The organism is Halomonas rhizosphaerae (assembly GCF_030012485.1).
Classification (GTDB): domain Bacteria; phylum Pseudomonadota; class Gammaproteobacteria; order Pseudomonadales; family Halomonadaceae; genus Halomonas; species Halomonas rhizosphaerae.
This window is the reverse complement of record NZ_JASCQQ010000038.1, coordinates 113,693-133,839: the sequence shown is the minus strand read 5'-3', so window position 1 is coordinate 133,839 and position 20,147 is coordinate 113,693. Positions and strand designations below refer to the sequence as shown.

Genomic DNA, 20,147 nt, shown 5'->3' with positions numbered 1-20,147 from the left:
GCCAGGCGAGGGGAGTGTCCGCCGTTTTCTTGTGCACAAGGAGACGGACATGAACGACATCACTCAGCTGCCGGCGCGTGCCGGCATGGCGCAGTCTAGCGAGGTCTTCGGGCCTCAGGTGGACCTTAACGCCTTCGTGGAGGAGTTTGGCGATGGCCTGCTGGCCTCGCTCAACCGCTCCCATCCCCCGGTCTATGACGGCGAGGCCAACCCTCGTCGCCAGGCCATCATGGAGGCACTCAAGCGGGCGCCTTTCCCCGAGCAGGCCGGGGTGGTCCAGGCCATCTCGGCGCTGCTGCTCGACCGGCATGAGCCGGCGGGCATCATCAACGCCGAGATGGGCACCGGCAAGACCATGATGGCCATTGCCACCGCGGCGGTCTGTCACGGTGAGGGCTACCGGCGCTTCCTGGTGATCGCGCCGCCCCACCTGGTCTACAAGTGGCGGCGGGAGATCCTGGAGACCGTTGATCAGGCCAGGGTCTGGGTGCTGAACGGCCCGGACACCCTGGTCAAACTGCTCAAGCTCCGTGAGGCCCTGGGCCAGCCGTCCGATGGGCGGCCGGAGTTCTTCATCTTGGGGCGTGTGCGCATGCGCATGGGCTTCCACTGGCGACCCGCCGCGGCGCGCAAGCGCGTGCCGGGCGGCGAGCTGGCGGCCTGCCCTCAGTGCGGTAGCACGGTGATCGACAGCGACAACGAAGCGGTATCGCTGTCGCAGTTTCTCCGTGAGGAGCGGCGCCACAAGTGCCGGCACTGTCACAGCCCTCTCTGGACGCTGATGCGGCCGCAGCGGGCGACGGGCAGCCTGCAACGCGACCTGGTGCTCAAGGCGCTACGCAAGCTGCCTACCATCGGCAAGGTCTCCTCGGAGCGCCTGGTGCAACAGTTTGGCGAGGAGTTCCTGGCCACGCTGCTGGGCGACAACATCCACGAGTTCATCAACCTCATGGATGAGAACGGCGAGCTGGTGTTCTCCGACCGGCAGGCGGCCCGTATGGAGCGGGCCATGGCCACGATGGAGTTCGGCTTCGGTGAAGGCGGCTATCAGCCGACCGAGTTCATCAAGCGGCAGCTGCCGGATCACACCTTCGACCTGCTGATCGTGGACGAGGGGCATGAGTACAAGAACGCCGGGTCGGCCCAGGGCCAGGCCATGGGCGTGCTGGCAGCCAAGGCGCGCAAGTCGCTGCTGCTGACCGGTACCCTGATGGGCGGCTACGCCGATGACCTGTTCCACCTGCTATTCCGCATCCTCACACCGAAGTTGCTCGAAGACGGCTATCGCCCCAACGGGCGCGGATCGATGGGGCCTGCGGCCATGTCGTTCCTGCGTGACCACGGGGTGTTGAAGGACATCTACACCGAGCGCGATGGCGATTCGCACAAGACAGCGCGAGGTAAGAAGCTGTCGGTGCGCACCGTCAAGGCCCCGGGCTTCGGCCCCAAGGGGGTCATGCGCTACGTGCTGCCCTTCACCGTCTTCCTCAAGCTCAAGGACATCGGTGGCAATGTGCTGCCGCCTTACGATGAAGAGTTCATCGAGGTGCCGATGGACGACGAGCAGGCCTTTGCCTACCGGCGGCTCGAGGTGCAGCTGACCGCTGAGCTCAGACAGGCGCTGGCACGCAAGGACACCACCCTGCTGGGCGTGGTACTCAATGCGCTGCTGGCCTGGCCGGACTGCTGCTTCCGACCGGAGACGGTCAAGCATCCGCGCTCGGGCAGCCTGCTGGCGTTCGTGAAGAGCCTCTATGGCGAGCAGCAGCCGATGCCCAAGGAGCGCGAGCTTGTGGAGATCTGCCGGCGAGAGAAGGCCGAGGGTCGCAAGGTGCTGGTCTACACGACCTACACCGGCAAGCGCGATACCAGCAGCCGACTCAAGGCGGTGCTCACCGAGGCAGGCTTCAAGGTCGCGGTGCTGCGTTCCAGTGTGGAGACCCAGCGGCGCGAGGACTGGATTGCCGATCAGGTCGACCGCGGTGTCGACGTGCTGATCACCAATCCGGACCTGGTGAAGACCGGGCTCGACCTGCTGGACTTCCCCACCATCGTCTTCATGCAGACGGGCTGGAACGTCTACACCCTGCAGCAGGCCGACCGCCGCTCCTGGCGGATTGGCCAGCGGCAGCCGGTGAAAGTGCTCTACTTCGGCTATGCCGGGTCGTCACAGATCGCCTGCCTGTCGCTGATGGCCAAGAAGATCGCCGTGGCCCAAAGCACGTCGGGAGACGTCCCCGAGTCGGGCCTGGATGCCCTCAATACGGACGGAGACTCCGTGGAGATGGCCCTGGCCAGGCAGCTGGTCGCCTGACCGTTACCTCAACCCATGCCCCCTCTTCGGAGGGGGCTTTTCTTCAAGCTCACCGAGCTGACGCCTTCGCGACTAATACTTTAGTTGTAAGACGAAAGATTCATAGAAATAAGAAATATCTCATTAAACCGATAGTGTTTTTTCCAGTGCAATGACTTTCCTGATAAGTAAAATCATTCGCGCTTGGGCTGCATCCCATAGCTATTGCACCGGGGCAAGGAGTGCCCTGGGGTAAAGCCTTCTCATCGCATTTAACGTTTCTTCTGGTGCCCGTTAGGGACTACCGCTGTGATGCATGGATTGCATCCAGAGGAGCGAAATTTGCTGATCCTCAATTTTCTACGCGGGCGCCGTGGCTCGACTGACGCTGGCAGCGTGCAGGGTGACGCCGATTGGGAAACCCCGCTCACCGGTGCAGAACTACTGGCGACACCATATCGCCAGCAGCTACTCACGGCGATCCAGGAAAGCACCTCGCTGACACCGCCCGTGTTCGAGGCTTATGTCAAGGAACCGGTACAGCGATACGCAGAGCGGGTACAGCTGCTGCCGGCCTCGGAGTCCCACCACCACAGCTACCCAGGCGGCATGCTGGATCATGGCCTCGAGACCTGTGTGTTTGGCCTGAGGCTGCGTCGACAGCACCTGCTCCCTCCGAAAGAGTCCCCAGAAAGGCAGTCCTCTACCGGGGAGCTGTGGAGCGTGGCGGTCATCTATGCCTGCCTGCTGCACGATATCGCCAAGGTCATCGTCGACGTCGACATTCACCTGAAATCTGGCCGCAGGTGGTGCCTGTGGGAAGGGGTCATCCCCGACCAGTATCGCGTTCGCTATATCAAGGGGCGCGACTACTTCCTTCACTCTGCTACCAACCTGCTGTTGTGCAGGGAGGTGGTAGGCAACTCTGCTCTGGAATGGTTGAGAAGCCAGCCGCAACTGTTTGGCCTGGTAATGTATACCATCAGCGGCCACTCTGAACGCTCTGGCATAGTCGGAGAGATCGTCAGTCAGGCGGACAGGGCCAGTGTTGCCAAGTCGCTGGGTGGCAAGGTCTCCAGCATTGAAAAAGCGCCCAAGGGCTCCCTGCAGAGCAAGCTGAAAGACGCCATTCGCCACATTGTCAAAGAGAAAATCAGACTTAATGGAAAAGGTGCGCAAGGGTTTGTGACCGCCGAAGCGCTGTGGCTGGTCACTCCTCTAGTACCCCGTGAGATAAAGAGTTACTTACTTTCCCATGGTATTGAGGACGTGCCATCCAACGAGACTCGCCTCTACGATGAAATGCAGTCCCATGGACTGATTATGGAAAACCAGGAGGGGCGATCGGTATGGAAGTGCCGAGTTGAGCTGGGTGAATGGAGTGCTGAGCTTTCCATGGTGAAAGTCCATAAATCACTCGTTTGGAGTGGCGAGGAGGTTGCTGAAGAGTTTGCTGGCAGTGTTCAGGCCCTTGAGGGTAGCCAGGATCAGCAAGAAGAGCCTTCAACAACACCTCCAGACGAAGTTTCTGCAGCGCAATCACATGAATCTGATGAGGAAAAGTACCTGCCGGATGATCTGGAAGCATCCATCCTCGCTATCGCGGGAGGGAGCAAGGAGGAGCCACCGGCTCCAGATGAAAAGTCAGAGGGGGAGGGCAGTAACGAAAAAGTGGGCCCCGAGGCGGGCTCACCAGGGGAGGCTTTCCTGGAGTGGATGAGGAGTGGACTCAGCTCTCACAAGGTATTGATGAATGACTCGAAGGCCCTGGTGCATACAGTAGATGGAAAGCTGTTTATTGTGAGTCCCAAAGTGTTCAAGCGCTACTGTCAGGAGGTTAGTGGAGAGGAGAGAGAGTGGAAGTCAGTTCAGGATTCATTCCAGAAGCTGAAGCTGCACAAGAAGAATAAGGATGGTGGAAGTTTTCACAAGGTGAAGGTGGTCGGTCCAAACAAGAAGTCGAGCACCCTTTGTGGTTATCTTGTGGCTAAGGATGACCTGATGGAGGAGGGTAAGGAGGTTTTTGATAACCCCTTTATTGAGCTGGTTGATGGGAACCCCGAAGAATGAAAACATTTACCTTTGACGACTTATTGCAATCCTATTTTTCTGAGCGCTGGCTAACGGAGCGGAGCAGAACTTCATATTTTGTTCCTGTAAAGCTTTTGCGGCGTTTCGTTGGTCAGGATAAGCTTCCTGAAGAAGTGACTCGTGATGATGTCAGGCAATGGAGAGACTTCTGCTTCTCTGAGGCGGGGAGAAACCTTGCGCACTCTAGTTGGAATAACTACTGCCGTCATAACAGAATCCTCTTCAAGCATGCGATAGATCATGCCCTGATTCCTATCTCCTCGAATCCGTTTGCCAAGATGGAAGTGAGCTCCCCGAAGAAGCGGAAAAAGACCCTGAGTAAGCGCCAGGTCGAGATGGCCAGGGAAGCGATTGACCTGCATAAGAAGATAGAGCGTTACCGAAACACTCCATCGGTGCTGCATCCTGTCTGGTTCTGGGAAGTGGTATTTGAAACGTTTTACCATACGGGCATTCGCCTGACCCAGCTACTGCTGATGAAGCCTGAAGATATTGACTTGAAGGGGCGAGTACTCACAGCCACCTGGCAGGGCGCCAAGAATAACCGCGAGCACTTTGTGCCCATCTCCAATGCGCTTTACCCACACCTGGAAAACCTGATGAACTCGGCCAGGATGGTGGGGATCAAGCGTGGTGAGCAGATCTTCAACGTGAACCGATTCAGCGTGCGGCACCGAATGGAGATGATGGACTCCTGGCAGGTGGAGAGCTTCTATCAGAAGCTTTCCCAGATTTGCGGCTATCAGATGAGCCCGCACCGATTCCGTCATACGTTGGGCACTGAGCTGATGAAGGAGCCAGACCGCAACCTGCACATCGTCAAGGCGCTGCTTGGCCACAGCAACATCAGCACGACGCTTGAGTACGTCGAGGTCGACATCGGCAGCCTGCGCAGCGCCATCGAAGGGCGTGTTTAGGTGCTGGTCAGCTCAAAACTGACCAGCTGCTAATCGATGCCAGTCCAGCCTCTGGTGAACCCAGGGGCTGGAGTAAAAATTTATCGATAAAGTAGAAGAGTTCTTCTATTTTCCAGTCGCCTAATTAGAACACCATGACATCTCCGTCATCGGGGATTAGCACCTGAGGAATCCCCAGGAAATACTTAATAAAATCAGAATTATATGATTGAAAAGGCCTGCATGAGTCGGCATGTTGTAAGTCGCCAAACACACAACAATGCCGAAGGAGACCCATGCAGGCCCCTCGATTCTTGCATACTCTGCTGCCGTCATCACTCCCCGTAGTCCACGCCAAACGCCTGCAAGCGTTGCTCGACGTCGTCGGTGCGCTGTTGGTTGAGCGTCGTCTCGGTGTGACGGCCTTGGGGCGTGCCTTGCCGGGATCGGCAGCCCCCAAGCATGCCATCAAGCGGGTCGATCGGTTGCTGGGAAATCATCACCTACATCAGGAACGGCCACTGTTCTACTGGCTCGTGGCCACCCTGCTGATCGGTCACACCACGCGCCCGCTGATTCTGGTGGACTGGTCGCCGATCGATGACCGTGGACGGCGGTTCCTGCTGCGCGCCGCGGTGCCATTTGCCGGGCGCTCACTGCCGATTTTCGAAAAGGTCCACCACAAGGATGGCTGCCAGCACTGTGAAGCGTACTTGCTCGCAGCCTTGGCCGAGATTCTGCCCGACAATGCGACGCCGATCCTCGTCACTGATGCGGGCTTTCGCAACCCGTGGTTCAAGGCAGTCGAGGCACGAGGCTGGTACTACGTTGGCCGAGTTCGAAGCCCGACGCGCTGCCAGGTGCCCGGCGCCGAGTGGCGGCCCGTAACCGCCTTGTTTCCAGAAGCCACCTCAATACCGCAATCCCTGGGGACCGTGCATATCGCCGAAAGCAATCCGCTGACCACCCACATGGTGCTCTATCATCGGCCACCAAAGGGGCGCAAACATCGCAATAAGCGGGGTCAGGTCTCCCGCGACGCCCGCAGTCGGGCGATGGCCCAGCGCCAGAAGGAACCTTGGGTGCTGGTCAGCAACCTGCCGGAGCGCTCAACGCTAGCAGACAAGCTGGTCGCTATCTACCGGCAGCGCATGCAGATTGAAGAAGGCTTCCGTGACATCAAGAGCCCCTTGTTTGGACTGGGATTCGGTATGCACCAGTCTCGCTAGGGCAAGCGCATCGAGATCCTGCTGCTGATCGCGATGCTGGCCAATGTCGTCGTGATGGTTGCCGGCCTGCATGTCCGTAACATCGGTCAACAGCAGCGCTACCAGAGCAACAGTATCCGGCACCGGAGTGTGCTCTCCGCGTGGCGGCTGTGTTTGGAATGGCTGCGGCGTCACCGTGCCAATGCTGCACCATGGCCCTCATGGGAAATGCTGAAGGCAAACCTTCGTGAGGAAATCAGGAAGCAGGACTTATCCCGCCTTATTCATGAGGGTGATCTGAAAACGAAGATAGCGGATGGTATCCTCTTGAAAAATCAGTGTGTTCCGCCAAGAACCTGACCCAAGAGAACCATCCGCTATGGATGAAAGCCTATCCACCTGGACGCCCTCCTGCAACGGCTCCGTCCGTGTCAAGCTGAGCGGCCAGCGAACCACCAGCGACAGCGGCGCTCTGCTGCTGCGTGAAGCCCTCGACAACAGCGGTGTTATCGAGGCGCTTGAAGACAATCTGGTCGATCGACGCCATCCACTGCGCATCCGCCACTCGCTGGCCAGCCAGCTGCGTACTCTGGTGCTTCAGCGCGCGATGGGCTGGATCGACCTCAGCGATACCGACACGCTGCTTCGTGACCCGCTCTGGCAGCTGGCCTGCAGCGATGCGCGCGGGATAACGCCCCTGGCCCAGGACCGGCCGTCTCAAGCCACGCTGTCGAGGCTGCTGACCTGCCTCGGGCGCAACGACAACATCGATGCCGTGCACGAAGGTCTGCTGAGGCTGGTGATCTGGCGCCTGACCTCGCTGAAGAGCGGCGAGCGCCCCATGCAGCTGACGCTGGACATCGACGGCCTGCCGATCGAGGTCCACGGTCACCAGGGCGGCTCCGCCTATCATGGCCTTCACGGGGCCCGCATCTACGCGCCGCTGGTCGCCTCGCTGGCCGAAACCGGCGATATGGTGGGCGGCCTGCTACGCGAGGGCAACGCCGGGCCGGCCGAGAACGCCGACACCTGGATCCCGCATCTGGTGCGGCGACTCAACGAGAGCACCGGGGCCCGGGGGCGGGTGCGCATCGATGCCGGTTTCACCGACAACGACACGCTGGAGGCGCTGGAAGATCGCGACATCGAGTATCTGGGCCGGTTGTGAAGTCATTCGGGGCTTCAGAAGCTGGCGGCGCCGCACCTGAAGCGGCCTCGAGGCCGCCCACCCGAGCAGCCTCGGGAATGGTGCCATGACCTTGAGTACCAAGCCGGCTCCTGGCCAACGCCGCGCCGCGTGGTGCTGGTGGTGCAGGAACGCCCCGATGATCTGCTGCTGCATGCCTTCTTCCTGGCCACCAACCTTGGCAAGTTCGACTGGCCGCCGGAGAAGGTCCTGGCGTTCTACCGCAAGCGCGGTAGCGCCAAGGCCCATATGGGTGAGGTGAAGTCCGCGCTCGACGTGCACCTCTCGTCGACGGATCGCGGGGCTTCCACCGTTCAGGACGTGATGGCCCGCAACGAGGTGAGCCTGCTGCTCAGCCTCTACGCCTACCAGGTCCTGCATGGGTTGCGGCGCCTGTTGGAGAGCCGGACGTACCAGGGGTGGAGCCTGATGCGGATGCGCGAGCAGGTGCTCAAGGTCGCCGCCACCTTGTCACTGCATGCCCGCCGCATTGCCGTTCACCTCGGCGCCGCCGCCGATAAATGGTGGCCAACGTTACTGAAGGGGCTGCCGAAACTGACCGCCCTGAGCTGACACTCCAGCGAGACCCACACGGCATCAGGAATCGAGCGACCGCAGGGCGGCCGGCGGTCACGGCTACTTTATAGCTCGTAATTGATTCCATAGAGTTATAGATACTCGAGAAAAAAGTCGCACTGGGCATATTTCCGCAGGCTCTCACGCCAGAGATACGGATCCTGGTGAGAGATACCGCCGGCGAGCAGTTTCAGACCGCCCGATCAGTGTCCTCGTGAATGAGGCGGGCTTATGCAGCGACTAGCCGAAGTTCGTGGGGATCCGTCAGGCTTTACATGACTTTTCGCCGTAGTGATAGTCCCGCCGCCGCTGCCAAGGCCGCGTTCAGCACGCCTCCGCTTACCGCCTCGAGGACGATCCTCGGTTACCGCCGCAAACGGCGGCACCACGCTACCGGCGTCGACCGGATCCGCTGGCCGGTCTCTTCGAGGAGGAGGTGGTTCCCCTATTGTAGGCGGCACCGGGACTGCGGCTGATCGCCGTGTTCGAGGAGTTGCGGCGCCGCCATCCAGAGCTCGAACACGGCATCCGCCGGACCCTGGAGCGTCGGATGCGCGCCTGGCGGGAGGTGCATGGGCCGGCGCAGGAGGTCATCTTCCGCCAGACCCATGAACCGGGACGCTTGGGCCTGTCCGACTTCACCGACATGGCCGACCTGGCGATCGTGGTGGCCGGGGTGCCGCTGGACCATCGGCTGTACCACTTCCAGATGACGTACGGCGGCTTCCAGCACGCCCATGTGGTGGTGGGCGGCGAGAGCTTCGTTGCGCTGGCGGAGGGTCTGCAGAACGCCTTGTGGGCCCTCGGCGGCGCTCCGCGCGAGCACCGCACCGACAGCCTCTCGGCGGCCTTCCGCAACCTCGAGCAGACGGCACAGGACGACCTCACCCAGCGCTACGAGGCGCTGTGCCGGGACTACGGCATGAGGGCGACCCGCAACAACCCCGGCGTGGCCCATGAGAACGGCAGCATCGAGAGTGCCCATGGCCATCTCAAGCTCGCCATCCGCGATGCCTTGCTGCTGCGGGGGTCGCCTCACTTTGATGACCTGGCCGCCTACCGGGCCTTCATCGATGAACTGGTCAGCCGGCGCAACGCCCGCCATCAGCCTCGCATCGACGCCGAACGGGCCCTGCTGCAGCCGCTGCCCCGGCAACGTAGTCAGGACTACGAGGAGATCCGGGTGCGGGTGACGTCCTCCGGCGGCTTCACGCTGCGCAAGGTGTTCTACTCGGTGCCTTCCCGGTTGATTGGCCATCAGCTGCGGGTACGCCTGTATGACGATCGCCTTGAGCTGTTCATCGGCGGCAGCGCCCTGATGACCCTGCCCCGCGGGCGTGCTCAGCGCGGCGGCCGGCATGGTCATGTGGTGAACTACCATCACGTCATTCATGCCCTGCGGCGCAAGCCGATGGCGTTGTTGAACCTGGTCTATCGCGACCAGCTGTTCCCGCGCGAAGCCTATCGGCGCACCTTCGACGCCTTGCTCGCCGGAGGGGACACTCGCCCGGCCTGCCGCTGCATGGTCGGCCTGCTGGCCCTGGCCCACGAGCGGGGCTGTGAAGCGGCACTCGCGCAGCACCTGGAGGCGCTACTCGAGGCCGGCGAGTTGCCGCAGCTCGACGCGCTGCGCGAGCGCTTCGGTCCCGCCCCGAGCGAGCTGCCCCATATCGAGGTGCGCCTGGCGTCGTTGGTGATTTATGACGAGCTGATGGACCAACCGGCCATGGGAGGGGTGGCATGAAAGCTTCCTCGATGACCGATGCCGCGCGGCTCGCCCTGATGCTCAACGACCTGCGCCTGCCCACCATCAAGGCGGTGTGGTCGCGCTTCGCCGACCAAGCTGATCAGGAGGGCTGGCCGGCGGTGAGGCTGCTGGCCACCCTCGCCGAACACGAGCTCGCCGAGCGTGCCCGGCGCCGGCTCGAACGCCACTTGAGCACTGCCCGGCTGCCGCCGGGCAAGACGCTCGACAACTTCGACTTCACGGTGGTACCGATGGTCTCCCAGGCTCAGGTGATGGCCTTGACCAGTGGCGACCGCTGGCTCGATGAAGGCGCCAACCTGATCCTCTTCGGCCCTCCCGGCGGGGGCAAAAGCCACCTGGCCGCCGCCATCGGCCTGGCCTTGGTGGAGGCGGGCTATCGGGTGCTCTACACCCGCACCACCGACTTGGTGCAACGGCTCCAGGTGGCCCGTCGGGAGCTTACCCTCGAGGCCGCCATCGCCAAGCTCGACAAGTACCATCTGCTGATCCTCGACGACCTGGCGTATGTCACCAAGGATCAGGCCGAGACCAGCGTGCTGTTCGAGCTGATCAGCGCCCGCTATGAGCAACGCTCGCTGCTGATCACCGCCAACCAGCCATTCGGCGAGTGGGGCAAGATCTTCCCCGATCCCGCCATGACGCTGGCCGCCGTGGACCGCCTGGTCCATCACGCCACCCTGTTCGAGCTCAACGTCGACAGCTACCGTCGCCGCACCGCGATGGACAACAAGCGTTCACGCGGGCGACCGGCGACGCGCGCGACACTCATGACCAGCCAACCCGTGTCGCACAGCGACAATGACTCGACTGATCTGCCTGGCTCACCTGGCGAGGCAGGGTAATAGCGAAGGGGCCGCGACATCCCGGTTCTCATCCTGATTGTCGCTGGATGCGCTACAGCTCGGCCTCTCAGCTAATCGCCGCCTCATAGTGAATGTCCTGCGATAGCTTCTCGAAGCGGCTGTTGGTGGTTAGGCCGACGATGTACTCAACGACACGACATGGCGTTCCATACCAGTCGAAGATCAGCGGCCGACTGAAGCCACTGTCGCCGCGGAAGCAGAGCTTCACCTTGATCATGCCAAGCTTCGTGGCCGCGTCAAGGAACATCCGGTAGTCGACGATGGCAGGCAGTTGCAAGAGATGTTTTGGCTCAAAATATATCATTCTGGTATGCAGTGTTATTATAATGACATTAGACAGTCATGTGATGTCGTCCAATACTGCTAAACATGCGGCGACTGCCGCATGTCGACGAACGAGGAGATAATTGATGAGAATCACCGCTCAAGTACTGCTGGTCGTGCTGGCTCTTATCGCGACAAGCGGAGTTCAGGCGAAGACCCGCCTGGTCGTCAACTGTATTTTTCCGCCGCAGGACTTCGTCTGTAAGGAGATCCTGCCGAACTGGCTGGCTGCCATCGAGGAGAAGACCGACGGACGCGTGTCCGGGATTATCCCGCCGAAAACGGTGGCCCCTCCCGCGGAACAGTTGTCTTCCGTCGAGTCCGGTATGGTCGACGTCGCGATCCAGTTCAACGGTCTGATCGCCAACCGTGTGACCGGACCGTTGGTCGCGATGAATCCGTTCATCGCGACCAATGACTCCGCCGCGATGTCGCAGGCGCTGTGGGAGACCAGCCGTAAGTTCTTCCCCGACGAGTTCAAGAACGTTCACCTGCTTTCGCTATGGGTGAAATCGCCGGCCGAACTGTTCAGCCTAACGGACGAACCGGTCAATACGATGGCCGACTTAAAGGCACGCAAGATTTGGGTGATACCGGGTACGCTGTCCGAGCTCACCAAATCGATCGGTTCGGGCGTGGTCGCCACGCCGGCAGTCAAATCCAACGAGATCATCTCGCGTGGCGTTGTCGATGCCTATCTCGGTCTCGATCCGCATCTGACCAAAAATTTCCAGCTAATCCCATACACGAAGTCGATGACCCGCTTCAATAACAGCATCTACAGTAGCAGTTTCTCAGTGTTCATCAACAAAGACAAATGGGCCGAGATCTCGGAGGCAGACCGCAAGGTCATCACCGAACTGAGCGGTTCGGAGCTCGGCAAGGCCGCTGGCGCTGCATGGCGGAGATCGATCGACGAGGCTCTCAAGACGTTTTCCGAGGCCGGAATCAAGATCGTCGATGCCGACCCGGAATTCGAGGCCGAGTTGCAGAAGGCTTCCGAATTTCTGACCAGGCAGTGGATCGCAAAGGCGAACGAGGCCGGTATCGACGGCCAGGCAGCTTACGACTACTACGTCTCACGTGTGCGGGAACTCTCCGCTGACTGAAGCCGCAACCTGACGGGAGAAGCTGATAAAACGGCTTAGCAGATGTAATCAAAAACGGTGCCGCGTGAACTCCAGGCACCTAAAAAAGTGACAGAGGGGGACGGTATTCGATTTCAAAAGACTTCTATGAGAAAAACAGACAAGGAATGATTCGTGAACGAAAAAATCATTCCCTTGGGCTTTGCCCATACACTAAAAAATTCAATAAAGTATTTAAATTTACAATACCAATAGGTTGGTCAGGTCATTATGAGCTCTAAGAATCCCATGATCACATGTACCTTTAGCAAGTGTCTTGCCTTCTGTGGGCTTGGTCTGTGCCTGGTTGGAAGCGCCAGTGCGGCTGAGCACAAGGGGCCGAACTTCTACACTCATCTCACCCTTGGTGCCTTGAATGTCTCGGACCGGGATCTTGATCCTTGGGCCTTCGAGGCGACGACCGGAATAAAAGGCCAGTACCATCTGGATAACGGCATCCGCTTTATCTATGAGCTTGAAGCGGAAGCCGCCGGAGCTGTCAATGACAGCGACGAGCAAACTTGGTCCCTGGGTGAGTACGATGCCGACGCCAAAGATGAAATCTACATCTCCAAGGCCAGGATGACGGCGGTGACGGACTATGGGGCCTTCATCGTTGCACCTCGCTTGATCTCTGGACAGTGGGTGTGGCTTTACGACAATGTGGATCGCTTCGTATACAACCGCTTCTTCAACCAGACCGGCAAAATCGCCATCTTTGGCCAGAGTTATCAGGCCCAGGATATTTTAGCTTACGGCTCACCGGAGATCGTGAAAGGGCTTAGGCTACAGATGGCTACAGGGCATCAGAATGACCTTAATGGTAAGGAGGCAGACGTCCATGGCATACGTCTGGTCTATCGTGCCGATGGTGTGCGTGCTGGTATCGGCCATATCCGAGTGAGTTCCGAGCTTCTACCCACGGATGAGGACTACGGCCGTACCACCCTCTCTGCTGGGGTGGATATCGGTAACCTTGCGCTGGATGCCGTCTATGAAATCAACAAGGACAGTGTCGTGCCTCCTCGTCCAGGACAATCACCCACCACCGGTGGCTTTGACTCCTTCGTGATCACGGGCGCCTATGAATTCCTGCCAACCTGGACGGCGACACTGGGTCTCGCCCAGAAGGATCACGATGAAGATCGTCTGGACGTGGACGGGGTGATCGCGCAGGTGAAGAAACACCTCGATGAGAATGTCTACCTGTTTGCCGAAACGGGGCAGTACGATAATGCGCCAGATAATGTGGCCGCTGGTGTGAGCTTTTCCTTCTAGACCTTTCCAGGAGACTTTGGGAGGTCGTGGAGCCGCTTCTGCCGCTGGAACAGCCAAAGCCGCGTGGTGGCCGTCCTCCCATCTCTAACCGTGCAGAAGTCGGCTGGGAAGAAAGGGATATGTCCACCGCCCAGAAGGCGAGGATCAGGCCAATGAGGCGGTGGGCGATCGACGTCAAGTCGGGAAAGGGGAAGTGTATCCGGGACAGTTCCAGATTTACGAGTCGTTTGCTGCACCCGGCTCCCTCCACATTCTCTTGGTCCCTTCTGCGGCTGTCGGGAGGGAGACCCGATCGGGCGGTGGTTTCGGGAAGGGACTCGCTCGTGGCTGCGGTGCCACAAGCGCCGTTAAGATTGTAGGGACACCCCCCGACTTGACACGCCCCAGACCGGCTCGTATCAGGACCTTACGACAATCGGATTAACATCTTGCGACGCAGTATTTTCTATACAACAGTGCTCTGCTTCACCGCAGCAAGCACTTATAGCCGCGGACCTGTGGGCTAATTGACAAACGCTGGGACGCTTCGACAGTGGGCGAACCTTTTCGTCGGCAACTTCAGCGAAATCACGACTCATCGCTCCAACTTGAACTCGAGAGGAGGCCAGCATGGCTGACAGGATAGCGACATTGACGGTAGACGGTCTGGAAAACCCGATCGACCTGCCGATCTACTCTGGCACCCTGGGCCCCGACGTCATCGACGTTCGCGGCCTCGGTGCCGAAGGCCTCTTCACCTATGACCCCGGCTTCATGGCAACCTCCTCCTGCCAGTCGGCGATCACCTATATCGACGGCGGCAAGGGGGTGCTGCTGCACCGTGGCTACCCGATCGACCAGTTGGCGAAGGAGTCCAACTTCGTCGAGCTGTGCTACCTGCTGATGTTCGGCGAGCTGCCCGACGATGCCCAGTACGCCGACTTCGAGTCGCGGATCAACAACCACACCATGGTCCACGACCAGATCAACAACTTCTTCAAGGGCTTCCGCCGCGACGCCCACCCGATGTCGATCCTGTGCGGCGTGGTCGGTGGCCTGGCCGCCTTCTACCACGATCACATGGACATCAATGTGCAGGAGGACCGCGAGATCAGCGCCATCCGGCTGATCGCCAAGATGCCGACCATCGCCGCGATGTCCTACAAGTACAACGTCGGCCAGCCGTTCAACTATCCGCGCAATGACCTGAACTATGCAGAGAACTTCCTCTACATGATGTTCAGCAACCCCTGCGAGGAGTACCGGATCAACCCGGTCTACGCCAAGGCCATGGACCGCATCTTCATGCTGCATGCGGATCACGAGCAGAACGCCTCCACCTCCACGGTGCGCCTGGCGGGCTCCACCGGCGCCAACCCCTTCGCCTGCATCAGCGCCGGCATCGCGGCCCTCTGGGGCCCGGCCCACGGCGGCGCCAACGAGGCGGTGCTGAACATGCTCGACGAGATCGGTGACGACTCCGAGGATAACATCCAGCGCTTCGTCGACAAGGCCAAGGACAAGGACGACCCGTTCAAGCTGATGGGCTTCGGCCACCGCGTCTACCGTAACTTCGACCCGCGCGCCAAGGTGATGAAGGAGACCTGCGACGAGGTGCTGGCCGAACTGGGCCTGGCCGACGATCCGCAGCTGAAGATCGCCAAGCGCCTGGAGCAGATCGCCCTGGAGGACGAGTACTTCATCGAGCGCAAGCTCTACCCCAACGTCGACTTCTATTCCGGCATCATCCTCAAGGCCATGGGTATTCCCAAGAACATGTTCACGGTGATCTTCGCCGTCTCCCGCACCATCGGCTGGATCTCCCACTGGAACGAGATGCTCAGCGACAGCTACAAGATCGGTCGCCCGCGCCAGCTCTACACCGGCCACGCCCAGTGCGACTATCCGACCAAGTAAGTCGCCGACCCCGGCGCCACGGCCGCCGCACGATGCGAAGCCGCCCGCAGACGGCTTCGCACGTTTTCATGGCCTGGCAACAGCCAACGACAGGCGTAAGCGACTGGGCAACACCGCTTGCCAGTGATCAGTCAATGTTCTGGCAGTTGTGGGGTAGGAGTTCGTGGAGCTGGCTGGCCTTATGTGTCGGTAGTCGTTCCAGCACGTCTTTGAGATAGGCGTAGGGCTCATGGCCGTTCAGCTTGGCGCACAGCATCAGGCTCATGATGGTGGCGGCGCGTTGGCCGCTTCGCAGCGACCCGGCGAATAGCCAGTTTGAGGGTCAGCGCCCAGGGGCGAATCAGGTTGTCGGGTAGTCGGATGTAGTTACCCGCATCCAACCCACTAAGAACCGTGCATGCGAGTTTCTCACCACACGGCTCAAGCCTCTACAAAGGCACGGTTAAGCACGCGACTATACTTCTTTAACAAAGGCATTCTTTTGTCATTTTGGGCAACACAGATGACGAAGTTAAAGATTGACTGCTGCATCCGTTCCACCATTATCCCGTTTCCCAATATGGTTGGTTTGCCATGGTGTGTCCTTCTCCATGCGAATATATAAACTACCACCGATGTAGTCCAAGATTTCGTCCGCACCTCCTTTACGAACTTATAGCTCCGGCATCGACAGACAAGATTGCCAAGGTATTATGAGTCGATTCCAACAATCTTGGATACCCGCTGAGAGATGCTAGACAGAGCCGCTTCTACTTCCTCCCGGACGCTGAAAAAACGGGGTGATGGCACAGGAATCGAGATGGCATGAGGTGTTCCCGCCCAATCTCTAAAGGCAATCCCGATCGCGGAGACACCTTCATTGTGCTCATCAATGTCGTAGGCCAGGCCTGAGGATTGGATATCTGCCAGTTCCCTTAGCATGGCATCCAGATCACCCTTGTGCCGAGTACGTGCCCACTCTCTCTCCAGAACGCGCTTCACCTGCGCTTTGGGCAGAAGAGCAAGGCAAGCTTTGCCATTGGCCGATGTGGTCAGGTTGAAGACTTCACCCACAGCAGAGACGGCGCGTAGTCGGTGGAGTCCCACTGACTGATCAAGGAAAACCATTCCCTCCCGACGCATGACCGAGAGATCGGTCGTTTCTCCGGTACGCTCGGTCAGTTCGAGCAGCAGGGGGCGAAGATATCTGACGATGTCCTGACGTGCCTGATCTGCCAGATGCATCACCCCGGGGCCGATACGTAGCTGCCCAGCATAGCCATCGCTAGTCAGGAATCCTTCCTGTTGAAGAGCACCAGTGATCCTTTGCACGGTTGAGCGGGGCAGGCCGGTCAGGCAGGCCAGCTCTGCGAGACTTTTGCCATCGGGATGGGCGCCGATAGTATTCAGAATATCGCATGCACGAGCGATGACCTGGATGCCAGTCTTAGAGTTTTTTCTAGAGAATTCAGACACTTGAGTAACCACCTTGATGCTGTCGAGGTATGAATTGCTGTTAGCGAACCTTACGCCAATTAACCGCATTGCGGTACAATACTATCGTATAATGATCTTTTGTTGACCAGCTGTGCCGCTGGGTTCTATTGTTGCCCGTGTTGGCTCTACAAAAAACGCATCAAAAGAGTGTTTTGTAACGGCAGATAGGAGATACCTAGAATGGTAATGATTCGTGGTACGGAGTATCAATCCAATACCGATAACGACATGGGGCTGGAGTTTTACAATCTGAGTCATCGTTTTGGTTTTCAAAATCCCAACTGGCCATATTTTGAAGATACGAAAATCGAGCGTATCCACTACATGGCGAAGTCCGGTGTGCTAAGCCAGAGAATTACTACGACGATGCATGCCACAACGCATATTGATGCACCTGCACACGTAGTTCAAGGCACACCTTTTATTGATGAAGTACCGCTGCCGCACTTCTTCGGCACCGGTCTCGTGGTTTCCATTCCCAAGAAGCGTTGGGAGCCGATTACCGGAGAAGATCTGGAGAAGGCATGCGGCCACGCGATCCGCAAGGGTGACGTGCTGATCATCAACACCGGCTGGCACCATGATTACGAGGATGGCGATTACTTTGCCTATTGCCCCGGGCTGGTGCCCTCGGCCGGCGAATGGATGGTCGAGAAGGGCATCAAGGTTGTCGGCCACGACACCCAGGCCAACGACCACCCGCTGGCCACAGCAATCGGCCCACAGCGCAACGGCCCGCTGCTGCCGCACCTGGCAGAGGAATACAAGGAATGGTCAGGAGGCAACGACTGGAAAGACGACTTCCCGGACTGGGAGCCGGTGCATAACATCCTGTTCAAGAATGGCATTCTGGGCATCGAGAACGTCGGCGGCGACCTCGACGCGGTGACCGGAAAGCGCTGCACGTTCGCCTTCTTCCCGTGGAACTGGGATCGTGGTGACGGCTGCATCATCCGCCTCGTGGCGATGATCGACAAGGGTCAGAAGTTCCGCATAGACGACGGTTCCGAATTCTGAATACTCCCTGATTGGCCGCCGGGCGACCGGCGGTCCTTTTTGTCAGAAGCAAGTGCTAGGGAGGATGACATGAAGGTCAAACGTTTCGAGGATGCGAAGCCCTACGAGGCGCCCAACCATTTCGAATGCCACGGGCTCAGGCTTCAGGGCTTTGAGGAAGGCGGACCGACCAACCAGTGGGTGGGCTTCAGCCAGTTCCTGCCCGGTGGAGGTGCGGGCCCGGATTCCACGCCGTTCGAGAAGGTCTATGTCGTACTTGAAGGCGAGATGACGGTAATCGTCGATGGCAAGGAAACGGTGCTGGGCAAGATGGACAGCTGCACCATCCCGCCCGACGAGGTCCGCAAGATCGAGAACCGCCGCAACGACGTCTGCAAGATGCTCGTGATCATTCCCTATCCGCCGGAGATCTGAGACATGAACGTATTGACCAATCCCCTTTCCATGTTCGACGTGAAAGACAAAGTGGCGTTGATCACCGGAGCCTCGGGCGCCTTCGGCATGGTGGCTGCGCGCATTCTTGGCGGCGCGGGTGCCAAGCTGATACTTGTGGCCGGCAACCAGGAGGCGCTGGACGAGATCACCTCCGAGTGTCGCGACATGGGCGCTGAGGTTACGGCGATTAACAAGCGTCCCTTGGATGAAGAGACCTGCAATGGCCTCGTGGCCGAAGCGGTCGAAGCCTACGGGCGGCTCGATATTCTCGTCGTCGCCTCGGGCATGAACAAGGTCGCGCTGATCAACGACATGGCGCCGGAGACCTTTACTTCGGTTATGGACGCCAATGTTACCCAAAGCTGGCTTTTGGCGCGCGCTGCTTCCGGGCAGATGAAGGCGCAGGGCGAGGGTGGCAAGATTGTTCTGGTGTCATCGGCGCGGGGCCTTTTGGGGCACCCGGCAGGCTACACTGCCTATTGCGCCTCCAAGGCCGCGACCGACGGCATCGTCAAGGCGCTCGGCTGTGAGCTTGGTCCCACCGGTATCACCGTTAACGCCATTGCGCCCACGGTCTTCCGTTCGCCGCTCACCGCATGGATGTTCGAGGACACCGACAAGGCCAAGGAGGTCCGTAAGGGCTTTCTCTCCCGCGTTCCCAAGGGCCGTCTGGGAGAGCCGGAAGATCTGGCCGGGCCGCTTCTCTTCCTCGCCTCCAAAGCTTCTGATTTTTACACCGGGCATATTCTTTATGCTGACGGTGGCTATACGGCGGGCTGAGTGATGGTTCCCAAGAAGCAACAGATGGCTGTTATCGGCGCCGGGCTCATGGGCCACGGAATTGCGCTGACCCTCGCCCGTGCCGGACAGTATGTGACGATCACCGACCCACATGAGGAGACGCTAAAAAATGCGCCGAAGCGGATTTCTGAAAGCCTGAAGGTGCTGGGTGCCGAGGACGAGGAAATCGGCCGCGCGCTGAAGATGATCGATCTGTGCAGTTCGATCGGCACTGCGGTCCGGAACGCCGATTTCGTGTTCGAGGCGGCGCCCGAAAAGCTGGATCTAAAGCGCCAGATCTTTGCCGAGGTCGAAGAACATGCGCCGAAGGAGGCGATTCTGGCATCGAACACCTCGGTCATCCAGATCACCAAGATCATGGAGGAGATGAAACTGCGCGAGCGCGCACTGGGCACCCATTGGTGGAACCCGCCGCACATGATCCCGCTGGTCGAGGTCATCAAGACTGAATGGACCGATAGGGACGTGGTCGACCGGATGATGGCGCTTCTCGCCAGTGCCGGAAAGACACCGGTCATCGTCGAAAAGGACGTTCCGGGCTTTATTGGCAACCGCCTGCAACACGCGCTCTGGCGCGAGGCGATTAGCCTAGTAGAGCGTGGAATTTGCGACGCGGAAGCTGTTGACACCGTGACCAAATCCTGCTTTGGGCGACGGCTGGCTGTGCTGGGGCCGCTGGAAAACGCCGATCTGGTGGGCACCGACCTGACGCTGGATATCCACGAAAACGTGCTTTTCGATCTGGAGAGCCGTCAGGGGCCATCGCCGTATCTCAAGCAACTCGTGGAGGACGGGAAGCTGGGGATGAAGACCGGGGAGGGGTTCCGTAAATGGACCGAGGCCGAGGCCGAAGCCGTCCGCAGACGGGTCGGCAATCACCTGAAGCGCCTGGATGACATAATCGGCGATTGA

14 protein-coding genes and 3 pseudogenes are annotated in these 20,147 nt (G+C 59.4%); 14 read left to right on the top strand and 3 right to left on the bottom strand.

Annotated elements, in window-relative coordinates:
• Window positions 1–49: 49 nt before the first annotated feature.
• From QLQ86_RS18065 to istB, 7 genes and pseudogenes are all read left to right on the top strand, one after another.
• Window positions 50–2,314 carry an SNF2-related protein gene (locus QLQ86_RS18065; RefSeq protein ID WP_456067121.1) on the top strand — a complete coding sequence of 755 codons (2,265 nt, stop codon included), beginning with the start codon at window positions 50–52 and terminating at the stop codon, window positions 2,312–2,314.
• A gap of 321 nt (window positions 2,315–2,635) precedes the next feature.
• Window positions 2,636–4,363, top strand: a complete 1,728-nt coding sequence (gene mobH / locus QLQ86_RS18060) for a MobH family relaxase (protein WP_282817880.1) — start codon at window positions 2,636–2,638, stop codon at window positions 4,361–4,363.
• Window positions 4,360–5,301, top strand: a complete 942-nt coding sequence (locus tag QLQ86_RS18055; protein WP_282817879.1) for a tyrosine-type recombinase/integrase — start codon at window positions 4,360–4,362, stop codon at window positions 5,299–5,301. The genes mobH and QLQ86_RS18055 overlap by 4 nt, the downstream gene beginning before the upstream one ends.
• Window positions 5,302–5,576: 275 nt before the next feature.
• On the top strand, window positions 5,577–6,509 hold the full coding sequence (locus QLQ86_RS18050) for an IS4 family transposase (protein WP_282817878.1): 933 nt from the start codon (window positions 5,577–5,579) through the stop codon (window positions 6,507–6,509).
• Between the two features lie 319 nt (window positions 6,510–6,828).
• A pseudogene (locus QLQ86_RS18045) lies at window positions 6,829–8,247 on the top strand (IS1380 family transposase).
• 221 nt (window positions 8,248–8,468) lie between these two features.
• A pseudogene (gene istA, locus QLQ86_RS18040) lies at window positions 8,469–9,994 on the top strand (IS21 family transposase).
• Window positions 9,991–10,860 (top strand): IS21-like element helper ATPase IstB, encoded by an 870-nt coding sequence (gene istB / locus QLQ86_RS18035; protein ID WP_282817877.1) that lies wholly within the window; start codon window positions 9,991–9,993, stop codon window positions 10,858–10,860. Before istA ends, istB begins: the two are co-directional and overlap by 4 nt.
• Window positions 10,861–10,927: 67 nt before the next feature.
• On the opposite strand, the gene QLQ86_RS18030 is transcribed toward istB, so the two are convergent.
• Complete coding sequence (locus tag QLQ86_RS18030) at window positions 10,928–11,098, bottom strand: hypothetical protein (protein ID WP_282817876.1); 171 nt, start codon at window positions 11,096–11,098, stop codon at window positions 10,928–10,930.
• A gap of 193 nt (window positions 11,099–11,291) precedes the next feature.
• On the opposite strand from QLQ86_RS18030, the gene dctP reads away from it, so the two are divergent.
• From dctP to gltA, 3 genes are all read left to right on the top strand, one after another.
• Complete coding sequence (gene dctP / locus QLQ86_RS18025) at window positions 11,292–12,314, top strand: TRAP transporter substrate-binding protein DctP (RefSeq protein WP_282817875.1); 1,023 nt, start codon at window positions 11,292–11,294, stop codon at window positions 12,312–12,314.
• A 267-nt stretch (window positions 12,315–12,581) separates the two neighbouring features.
• Complete coding sequence (locus QLQ86_RS18020; protein ID WP_282817874.1) at window positions 12,582–13,610, top strand: porin; 1,029 nt, start codon at window positions 12,582–12,584, stop codon at window positions 13,608–13,610.
• Between the two features lie 609 nt (window positions 13,611–14,219).
• Complete coding sequence (gltA, locus tag QLQ86_RS18015) at window positions 14,220–15,506, top strand: citrate synthase (RefSeq protein ID WP_282817873.1); 1,287 nt, start codon at window positions 14,220–14,222, stop codon at window positions 15,504–15,506.
• A 127-nt stretch (window positions 15,507–15,633) separates the two neighbouring features.
• Here gltA and QLQ86_RS18010 read toward each other — a convergent pair.
• Together QLQ86_RS18010 and QLQ86_RS18005 are read right to left on the bottom strand one after the other, a co-directional pair.
• A pseudogene (locus QLQ86_RS18010) lies at window positions 15,634–15,856 on the bottom strand (transposase domain-containing protein); the annotation flags it as partial.
• 340 nt (window positions 15,857–16,196) lie between these two features.
• A complete protein-coding gene (locus QLQ86_RS18005) occupies window positions 16,197–16,961 on the bottom strand; it encodes an IclR family transcriptional regulator (protein WP_282817872.1) in 765 nt (254 codons plus the stop codon).
• A 201-nt stretch (window positions 16,962–17,162) separates the two neighbouring features.
• Between QLQ86_RS18005 and QLQ86_RS18000 the strand changes: the two genes are divergently transcribed.
• The 4 genes from QLQ86_RS18000 (at window position 17,163) to QLQ86_RS17985 (ending at window position 20,147) form a co-directional block, all read left to right on the top strand.
• The gene (locus QLQ86_RS18000; protein ID WP_282817871.1) at window positions 17,163–17,999 is read left to right on the top strand and encodes a cyclase family protein; all 837 of its coding nucleotides are present in this window, start codon (window positions 17,163–17,165) and stop codon (window positions 17,997–17,999) included.
• A gap of 69 nt (window positions 18,000–18,068) precedes the next feature.
• Window positions 18,069–18,413, top strand: coding sequence for a cupin domain-containing protein (locus tag QLQ86_RS17995; RefSeq protein ID WP_282817870.1), 345 nt, complete (start codon window positions 18,069–18,071; stop codon window positions 18,411–18,413).
• A 3-nt stretch (window positions 18,414–18,416) separates the two neighbouring features.
• Window positions 18,417–19,214 (top strand): SDR family NAD(P)-dependent oxidoreductase, encoded by a 798-nt coding sequence (locus QLQ86_RS17990; protein WP_282817869.1) that lies wholly within the window; start codon window positions 18,417–18,419, stop codon window positions 19,212–19,214.
• A 3-nt stretch (window positions 19,215–19,217) separates the two neighbouring features.
• Window positions 19,218–20,147: a 3-hydroxyacyl-CoA dehydrogenase family protein gene (locus QLQ86_RS17985; RefSeq protein ID WP_282817868.1), complete on the top strand. Its 930-nt coding sequence runs from the start codon at window positions 19,218–19,220 to the stop codon at window positions 20,145–20,147.

What these genes read in the sequence shown, in the direction of transcription:
- QLQ86_RS18065 (WP_456067121.1), top strand. Translation starts at nt 50, where the DNA reads ATGAACGACATCACTCAGCTGCCGGCGCGTGCCGGCATGGCGCAGTCT.
- QLQ86_RS18055 (WP_282817879.1), top strand. Translation starts at nt 4,360, where the DNA reads ATGAAAACATTTACCTTTGACGACTTATTGCAATCCTATTTTTCTGAG.
- QLQ86_RS18050 (WP_282817878.1), top strand. Translation starts at nt 5,577, where the DNA reads ATGCAGGCCCCTCGATTCTTGCATACTCTGCTGCCGTCATCACTCCCC.
- istB (WP_282817877.1), top strand. Translation starts at nt 9,991, where the DNA reads ATGAAAGCTTCCTCGATGACCGATGCCGCGCGGCTCGCCCTGATGCTC.
- QLQ86_RS18030 (WP_282817876.1), bottom strand. Translation starts at nt 11,098, where the DNA reads ATGATCAAGGTGAAGCTCTGCTTCCGCGGCGACAGTGGCTTCAGTCGG.
- dctP (WP_282817875.1), top strand. Translation starts at nt 11,292, where the DNA reads ATGAGAATCACCGCTCAAGTACTGCTGGTCGTGCTGGCTCTTATCGCG.
- QLQ86_RS18020 (WP_282817874.1), top strand. Translation starts at nt 12,582, where the DNA reads ATGATCACATGTACCTTTAGCAAGTGTCTTGCCTTCTGTGGGCTTGGT.
- gltA (WP_282817873.1), top strand. Translation starts at nt 14,220, where the DNA reads ATGGCTGACAGGATAGCGACATTGACGGTAGACGGTCTGGAAAACCCG.
- QLQ86_RS18000 (WP_282817871.1), top strand. Translation starts at nt 17,163, where the DNA reads ATGGTAATGATTCGTGGTACGGAGTATCAATCCAATACCGATAACGAC.
- QLQ86_RS17995 (WP_282817870.1), top strand. Translation starts at nt 18,069, where the DNA reads ATGAAGGTCAAACGTTTCGAGGATGCGAAGCCCTACGAGGCGCCCAAC.
- QLQ86_RS17990 (WP_282817869.1), top strand. Translation starts at nt 18,417, where the DNA reads ATGAACGTATTGACCAATCCCCTTTCCATGTTCGACGTGAAAGACAAA.
- QLQ86_RS17985 (WP_282817868.1), top strand. Translation starts at nt 19,218, where the DNA reads ATGGTTCCCAAGAAGCAACAGATGGCTGTTATCGGCGCCGGGCTCATG.